General features: G+C 43.2%; 6 protein-coding genes. 1 reads left to right on the top strand and 5 read right to left on the bottom strand.

The window, feature by feature from the left end; translation table 11 throughout:
* Nucleotides 1–120 precede the first annotated feature (120 nt).
* Nucleotides 121–2,064, bottom strand: coding sequence for a molecular chaperone DnaK (gene dnaK, locus V7D75_RS13485; RefSeq protein ID WP_333614971.1), 1,944 nt, complete (start codon nucleotides 2,062–2,064; stop codon nucleotides 121–123).
* 243 nt (nucleotides 2,065–2,307) lie between these two features.
* Complete coding sequence (gene grpE / locus V7D75_RS13480; RefSeq protein ID WP_333614970.1) at nucleotides 2,308–2,922, bottom strand: nucleotide exchange factor GrpE; 615 nt, start codon at nucleotides 2,920–2,922, stop codon at nucleotides 2,308–2,310.
* 477 nt (nucleotides 2,923–3,399) lie between these two features.
* Here grpE and V7D75_RS13475 point away from each other — a divergent pair, with 477 nt between their 5' ends.
* Nucleotides 3,400–4,887, top strand: coding sequence for an alpha/beta hydrolase (locus V7D75_RS13475; RefSeq protein ID WP_333614969.1), 1,488 nt, complete (start codon nucleotides 3,400–3,402; stop codon nucleotides 4,885–4,887).
* Between the two features lie 107 nt (nucleotides 4,888–4,994).
* Here V7D75_RS13475 and V7D75_RS13470 read toward each other — a convergent pair whose 3' ends face one another.
* The 3 genes from V7D75_RS13470 to V7D75_RS13460 form a co-directional block, all read right to left on the bottom strand.
* Nucleotides 4,995–6,131 carry a metallophosphoesterase gene (locus V7D75_RS13470; protein ID WP_333614968.1) on the bottom strand — a complete coding sequence of 379 codons (1,137 nt, stop codon included), beginning with the start codon at nucleotides 6,129–6,131 and terminating at the stop codon, nucleotides 4,995–4,997.
* A gap of 113 nt (nucleotides 6,132–6,244) precedes the next feature.
* Nucleotides 6,245–6,751, bottom strand: coding sequence for a metallophosphoesterase (locus V7D75_RS13465; protein WP_333614967.1), 507 nt, complete (start codon nucleotides 6,749–6,751; stop codon nucleotides 6,245–6,247).
* Nucleotides 6,727–7,080, bottom strand: a 354-nt coding sequence (locus V7D75_RS13460; protein WP_333614966.1) for a metallophosphoesterase, incomplete at its 5' end; no start/stop codon positions are given. The genes V7D75_RS13460 and V7D75_RS13465, both read right to left, overlap by 25 nt.

Raw genomic sequence — 7,080 nt, 5'->3', positions numbered from 1 at the left:
CCTATTTTGAGTAATATTCCCTACTCATTAACAACGACTGAGAGTCAACATTAAAAAGGCGCATCCCGAAAGATACGCCTTTTATTATAAAATCAACGTCGATTTAAGCTTTAATTAAGCTTATTTTTTATCTTCGTCAACTTCAGTAAACTCAGCATCGACGACATCGTCATCCGCTTGGTTATTGTTACCAGCATTATCAGCGCCTTGTTGGAACTGGCTTGGATCCATACCTTCTGCGCCAGCCCCAGCATCAGCATAAATCTTCTGGCTGATTGGTAAGAAAGCATTGTCTAGCGCTTCAAGTTTTGCTTTGATGTCATCATGATCATCTTCTTTAGCAGCCGCTTCAAGCTCAGAGATGGCAGTTTCTACTGTTGATTTTTCATCCTCAGTGACTTTATCGCCAGCTTCTTTTAGCGCTTTTTGTACCGCATGAATACGACCATCTGCTTCGTTACGTACCTGCGCAAGGTTAGCAAATTTCTCATCTTCAGCAGCGTTCGCTTCCGCATCACGCACCATTTGTTCGACTTCTTCGTCCGACAAACCAGAGTCCGCTTTAATTTGGATACTTTGCGCTTTACCAGTACCTTTGTCTTTTGCTGAGATGTTCATGATACCGTCAGCGTTAATATCAAAGGTAACTTCGATTTGCGGCAAACCACGGGGCGCTGGTGGAATATCCGTCAAGTCAAAGCGACCAAGCTGTTTGTTTTGGTTAGCGATTTTACGCTCACCTTGATACACCTGAATCGTTACGGCTGGCTGGTTGTCTTCAGCCGTTGAGAAAACTTGTGATTTCTTAGTCGGAATCATGGTGTTTTTCTCAATGATTGGCGTCATGACACCGCCCATGGTTTCGATACCGAGCGTCAATGGTGTTACGTCGAGCAATAGAACGTCAGTTTTGTCACCAGACAATACCGCACCTTGAATCGCAGCACCAGCGGCAACCGCTTCGTCAGGGTTCACATCTTTACGTGGCTCTTGACCGAAGAATTCTTGTACTTTTTGCTGTACTAATGGCATACGAGTCTGACCACCAACTAAGATGACATCATCAACATCGCCAACTTTTAGACCAGCATCTTCAAGGGCAGTTTTACAAGGACCCATCGTGCGTTGTACCAACTCTTCCGTTAAGCTCTCAAGTTTTGAGCGGCTGATAGTGACAACCAAATGCTTAGGACCACTGCTATCGGCAGTGATATATGGTAGGTTGACTTCAGTGCTTTGGGCACTTGATAGCTCGATTTTTGCTTTTTCTGCCGCTTCTTTTAGACGCTGCATCGCAAGCGAGTCACCTTTTAGGTTGACGTCTTGGTCTTTTTTAAATTCATCAACCAAATAATCGATCAACGCTGAGTCAAAGTCCTCACCGCCAAGGAAGGTATCACCATTGGTCGCTAGTACTTCAAACTGCTGCTCGCCATCAACGTCAGCGATTTCGATGATTGATACGTCAAAAGTACCACCACCCAAGTCATAAACGGCAACGGTGCTATCGCCCTGTTTTTTATCCATACCGTAAGCAAGTGCGGCAGCGGTTGGCTCGTTAATAATACGTTTTACATCAAGACCAGCGATTTTACCAGCATCTTTGGTTGCTTGACGCTGTGAGTCATTAAAGTACGCAGGTACGGTTACAACAGCTTCGGTAACGCTTTCACCAAGATAATCTTCTGCTGTTTTTTTCATTTTTTTCAAGATTTCAGCAGAAACCTGTGGTGGTGCTAATTTTTTACCGTTAATCTCAACCCATGCATCACCGTTATCAGCTTTAGCGATTTTATAAGGCACCATACCGATGTCTTTTTGCACCACTTTGTCATCAAAACGACGACCAATCAGACGTTTAATGGCAAATAAAGTGTTGTTCGGGTTGGTCACCGCTTGACGCTTAGCCGACTGACCAACAAGGATTTCGTCATCTTTATAAGCGACAATCGATGGCGTGGTACGTGTACCTTCAGCATTTTCAATGATTTTAACTTTATCACCTTCCATCACCGCGACACATGAGTTCGTTGTACCCAAGTCAATACCAATTACTTTACCCATAATTAATTGCTCCTAATTTATTTTTAAATAAGCTATTTATCTCATCAGACCGAACCTAGCAGATACCAGACGGTCACTTGTTGTTCTATATAGGTTTGAGGCTGTATTATTTCAAGTCATTTAACTGGCAAAAAATGTCTTTTATGTGATTTTTTGTGTAAACCCTTATTAATAGTAAGGTTTAGCGTGGTTAAAGACTTATTATGTAAAATATTAACCTCTGCATGGTTAAGCTTGTAGAACCTACTGCCCAACGCGAACCATCGCAGGGCGCAGCAAACGACCATTTAGGCTATAGCCCTTTTGCAGTACCGTACCCACAGTATCAGCTTCGGCTTCTGGGTCAATGCCAACCGCTTCATGCAAATCAGCATTAAATTTCTCGCCTTGTGGCTCAACCACTTCTACGCCGTTTTTGTTTAAGACATCTAATAATGCTTTATGCGTCAATCTGACACCTTCGGTGACAGGGTCATCTGCTTGAGCATTTTCGATAGCGCGCTCTAAATTATCGACCACTTCTAATAGCTCTTTGGCAAATTTTTGCAGGGCAAATTTTTTGCTCTTATCGGCTTCTTGCTCCATACGTTTTTGTGCATTGTAAGCTTCAGCATTGGCGCGCGCTGTACCTTCTTTCGCTTGCTTGACTTCACCTTCTAGCTCAGCGATACGCGCTTTAAAAGTATCTAAATCGATATCGTTTTCGATAGTGCTTTCTTCCCCTGAGTTTTGCTGTGGATTAAACTCTTCTAGCGTTTCTTTTAAGATACTATCGTCGTGCTCGACATTGTCATGAGAAACGTTGTCGTGTGGCACGTTTTGATCAATATTTTCGTGGTTATTATTCTGCTCGTTCATGATGGCTCCTTTATATAATTATGAATAAGGCTATTAACTGAATAATGATGGATTAGAAAACAACACCATAAATTGGCCAGATAATGAAATAATCGACCATTAGCCAAACCGTGATTTTATAAATCACCTATGGTTAGCAATAATTTTTAACTACCTTCTGATAGCTGATTAATAAAGGTGACACGGGTAAATTTCAAGCCTACTGTGCAGAATTTTTATCGCTGGTTATAAATACCGCCTTAATCCATGACAGCGTTATGTTAATACTTAAGACGTTTGTTCCCTCTAAAACAACCTTACTCCCTTTACCATTGTCGTCAATAAGTAATTCATTTCACTAACAAAACCTACAAAAAAACGTCAGTTAAGCCAAGTAAATTACTATTGGCCCGCAAACTATTACTAAATAATACTCAACTTTATTTTTGCCTATCTTATGATAACTACAAATATAATTTATCGTTTATGGGAGGTGTTATGCCTTATTCAGCGACATTATCAGTCAACACCTTACTTAATAAAGCAGTAAGGACACTAAACCTTACGTCTTTAGGTCAAGAAAAACCTGAGCGTTTATCTAATAAACCTTCGAATGACTCTTTAGAGAGTGGTAAACAAGAGCCATTACCCATCAATACTTTGCAAATAAGCACTGACGATAGGCAATCCTGCATTGACAGCGAGCACCTATCTATTAGAGATAAAGTACTGCATCACAATTTGCTGACGGCCTATCAGCCCCATCTATTGCATTATGCAATGAAAAGTATCGGTCTTTTGCCAGAGGCGGTATTAGACAGCTTGGTCGGTTATCTAGATGGACCAACGGCTAAGCAGTATGAACACGTTGATGCGCACCTGCGCCTGATTCTGGCGGTGAATAGTAAGCTTAAAACCCCTTTACAGATCTCAGAGATGGGTGAGCTGCGTAAACGCTTTGCCACTGATGCTGTTGCTATGCAAACGCCTAGAGTTTGGCAACAGGCAAGCTCTTCATTATTCGACAGTATAAAACCTTTTACCAAGAAAAATGAGCCTAGCATCAATTGGGAAGATAAGACGATTGCCAACGCGGATGATGGCGATATGCTGATTCGTTGTTATCAAAAGCAAGTAAACACAGCAGGCTTTAGCTTTAAAAAGAAAGCCAAAACCAATCCTGATGAAACCGTCATGTTATTTTTCCATGGGGGTGGCTTTTGTATTGGCGATATCAACACTCATCACGAGTTTTGTCATGCCGTCTGTGAGCGAACAGGCTGGCCAGTGGTCAGTGTCGATTATCGCCTAGCGCCTGAATATCCTGCGCCTACGGGGTTAAGAGATTGTATTGCCGCTTATGCTTGGTTAGCGGATAATTGCCAAACATTCGGGGCATTAGCGTCGCGTATTGTTTTGGCAGGAGATAGTGCAGGCGGCGGCTTATCAACCATGATTGCCCAACAAGTTATCACGCCATCTGCAAAAGCATGGCAAGACTTAGGGATTGATGGGCAAAAAACGTTTGAGATATTACAGCTCCTACCGCAGCCACTGGCTCAAATGCCTTTATATCCCGTAACGGATATCGAAAATGACTATCCAAGCTGGGAGCTATACGGCGAAGGGTTATTGCTCGATCACGCCGATGTGGCGGTTTTTGATGCGGCTTGTTTAGAAAATAGTCCGCTGCCACGTCAACATATTTTGACGTCGCCTATGCTCGGTGACAATCGCCACATTTGCCCGACCTATGTGGTCGCTGCCGAACTCGATGTCTTACGTGATGAGGCGTTTGCGTATGCCAAGCAGTTAGAGGATTATGGTAGAGCTGTCCAAACTTATACGGTCTATGGTGCGCCGCATGGCTTTATTCATTTTATGAGCGTGCACCAAGGACTTGAGCAGGAAACCAATCATATTATCCATGGCTTTGCTGACTTTGTACGTGACGTCATCAGTACACAAAATTTATTAGCAGCCTAATAAATAAAACGGCTGTTATCACTAAAAAGTGAGGTTGGCGTTTAATAGGCAATTCGAGATTTATTGCAACTAAATCGTCAAGGACATTAATATGATAAAGATAGTTTTTATGAATTCGGCTGGCCGTTTAACGTAATGAGCCAAACTTCAGAACGTGAGCCTAAACGAAAAGGTATACCCCAAAACCCATAACCTGACGATACCACAAAGTGACCTTTACCGATTTTTTCGTAGCCGTAGCTCAAGCGATTAATCGCCTTTACAATAAAGTTAGCTGGAAATATTTGCCCGTTATGGGTATGTCCTGAAACCTGTAAATCAATCGGTAACTGACTATGCGCCATAATATCGCTCGGTCGGTGATCTAATAAAATCACTGGCTCAGCAGTATTCACTTGTTCGAGCAGTTCGGCCGTCGCTACCCTCTGCCGTTTATGATTATCAAAACGTCCAACGAGCCAAACCGGCTGACCTTGATGCGACAGACAAATCTCTTCATCGTTGAGCAACTGCACGCCAGCAGCTTGTAAAGCTTCACTAATTGGCTGCTCGTGACCGTACAAATCGTGATTACCTAACGTCGCATAGACACCGTAGCGCAGACTACTTACCAGCTTTGCCAAGTCTTCTGCCATATGGTATTGAGCAAACGCTTCAGTGTTGTCATCCATAATATCGCCTGGCATCAACAGTATGTCTGCTTGATAGCGCTGCACAACGTCATTGAGCCGTTCGATAGATTTATTGCCAAATAAACGGCCCAAATGCAAATCACTGGCTACCGCAATACGCAGCGAGTAATTTAGCGGCTTATTAATCTTGACAGACAGCTCGCGTACCGCCGGCACGTAAGCGTTATACAGCGTATAGCTAAATAGGCCTATAAAGAAAACTAGGGCAAAAATGCGTAAGCCAATACTAATTACGTCTGTATCATAAAAAGTAGGAATACCCAAAGCATTTAAAAGCCAAAAACCACCATATACTAGACTACTCAATAGCGCCGTTAGTAGCATAAAGTGCATCACCATCATCCAAGCACTTATCCAGCGATAGCTATTGGCAAATGATTTTGTGACGCTAAGCAGCAAAAGAGCATTAGTAGCCGCAAAGACAGCAATCCAAGTGTTTTGTATTAATAAAGGCGTGCTCCAAGGCTGTAGCCACCATTCTAGACTGCACGCTGCGCCAAAACTAAACAGCTGCAGGAGGACAATAATAGTGATAATGAACGCGTAACGCATGAGAATTCCTAGCGAGATAATATTTTGTTAAAGCGTTTGCTGGGTTGTGGCGGTATTTATAAATTAGCGGATTATAGCGCCTGCTTTTTCAATACTTGTGACCGCTAGGATAACTACTGCGCCGACTGCAAGGTAATCATCCATATCTCAGAGCGCGTGCCAAGCCTAAAGGGTACTGCACCAATACCATAGCCAGAAGTCACCAAAAACTGCGTGCCCTCACTGTACTTTGCCCCATAAACCAGCGGCGTAAACCACTTTAGTAATATCGTTAAAGGAAATATCTGCCCGCCATGTGTATGCCCTGACAGGTGCAAATCGATCGGCAAACCCTTTATTTGTTCCAAGTCAGCAGGGCTGTGCTCTAAAAATACCACCGGCTTATCCGCCCTCACTTCACTAAGCAAATCTATCGCTGCCGGACGTGCGGGATCTGTCTCATCTGAACGCCCTATCAGCAAGACTGAATCGTCTAACCAAACGCTTTTATTGTCAATTACCTGTATCCCTGCGCGTTCAACAGCCTTGGCAATCGCCACTTCGTTACCAGAATAATCATGATTGCCTAAAGTGGCATAGACACCGAGCGGCGCTGTCAATTTTGATAAATGCGCATGCATATTGGTAGCGTCATAAGCGTCGAATCATTCATGACGTCGCCTGCGATGACCACGACATCAGGATTCTGGGCATCGATCAGCTTTACCATCTTATCAATCTGCCGATTGCCAAACCATCTACCCAAATGCGTATCAGACACCAAAGCAATTTGCAGCGGCTGCTTAAGCGGCTTATCTGTCGTGACGTTTAGACGATGGACGACAGGTGAATAGGCATTAAATACCGCCAAGCCCACAATGCCAATATAAGTTATCGCTGCAACGGCGCGTATAAGTTTTGGCTGAATTTTTTGCTTAAGAATATAAACATATATCAAGGCAATAACCGC

This window comes from Psychrobacter sp., from assembly GCF_036731945.1.
Taxonomy (GTDB): domain Bacteria; phylum Pseudomonadota; class Gammaproteobacteria; order Pseudomonadales; family Moraxellaceae; genus Psychrobacter.
The sequence above is the reverse complement of the archived record's forward strand: the minus strand, read 5'-3'. Positions and strand labels throughout refer to the sequence as shown.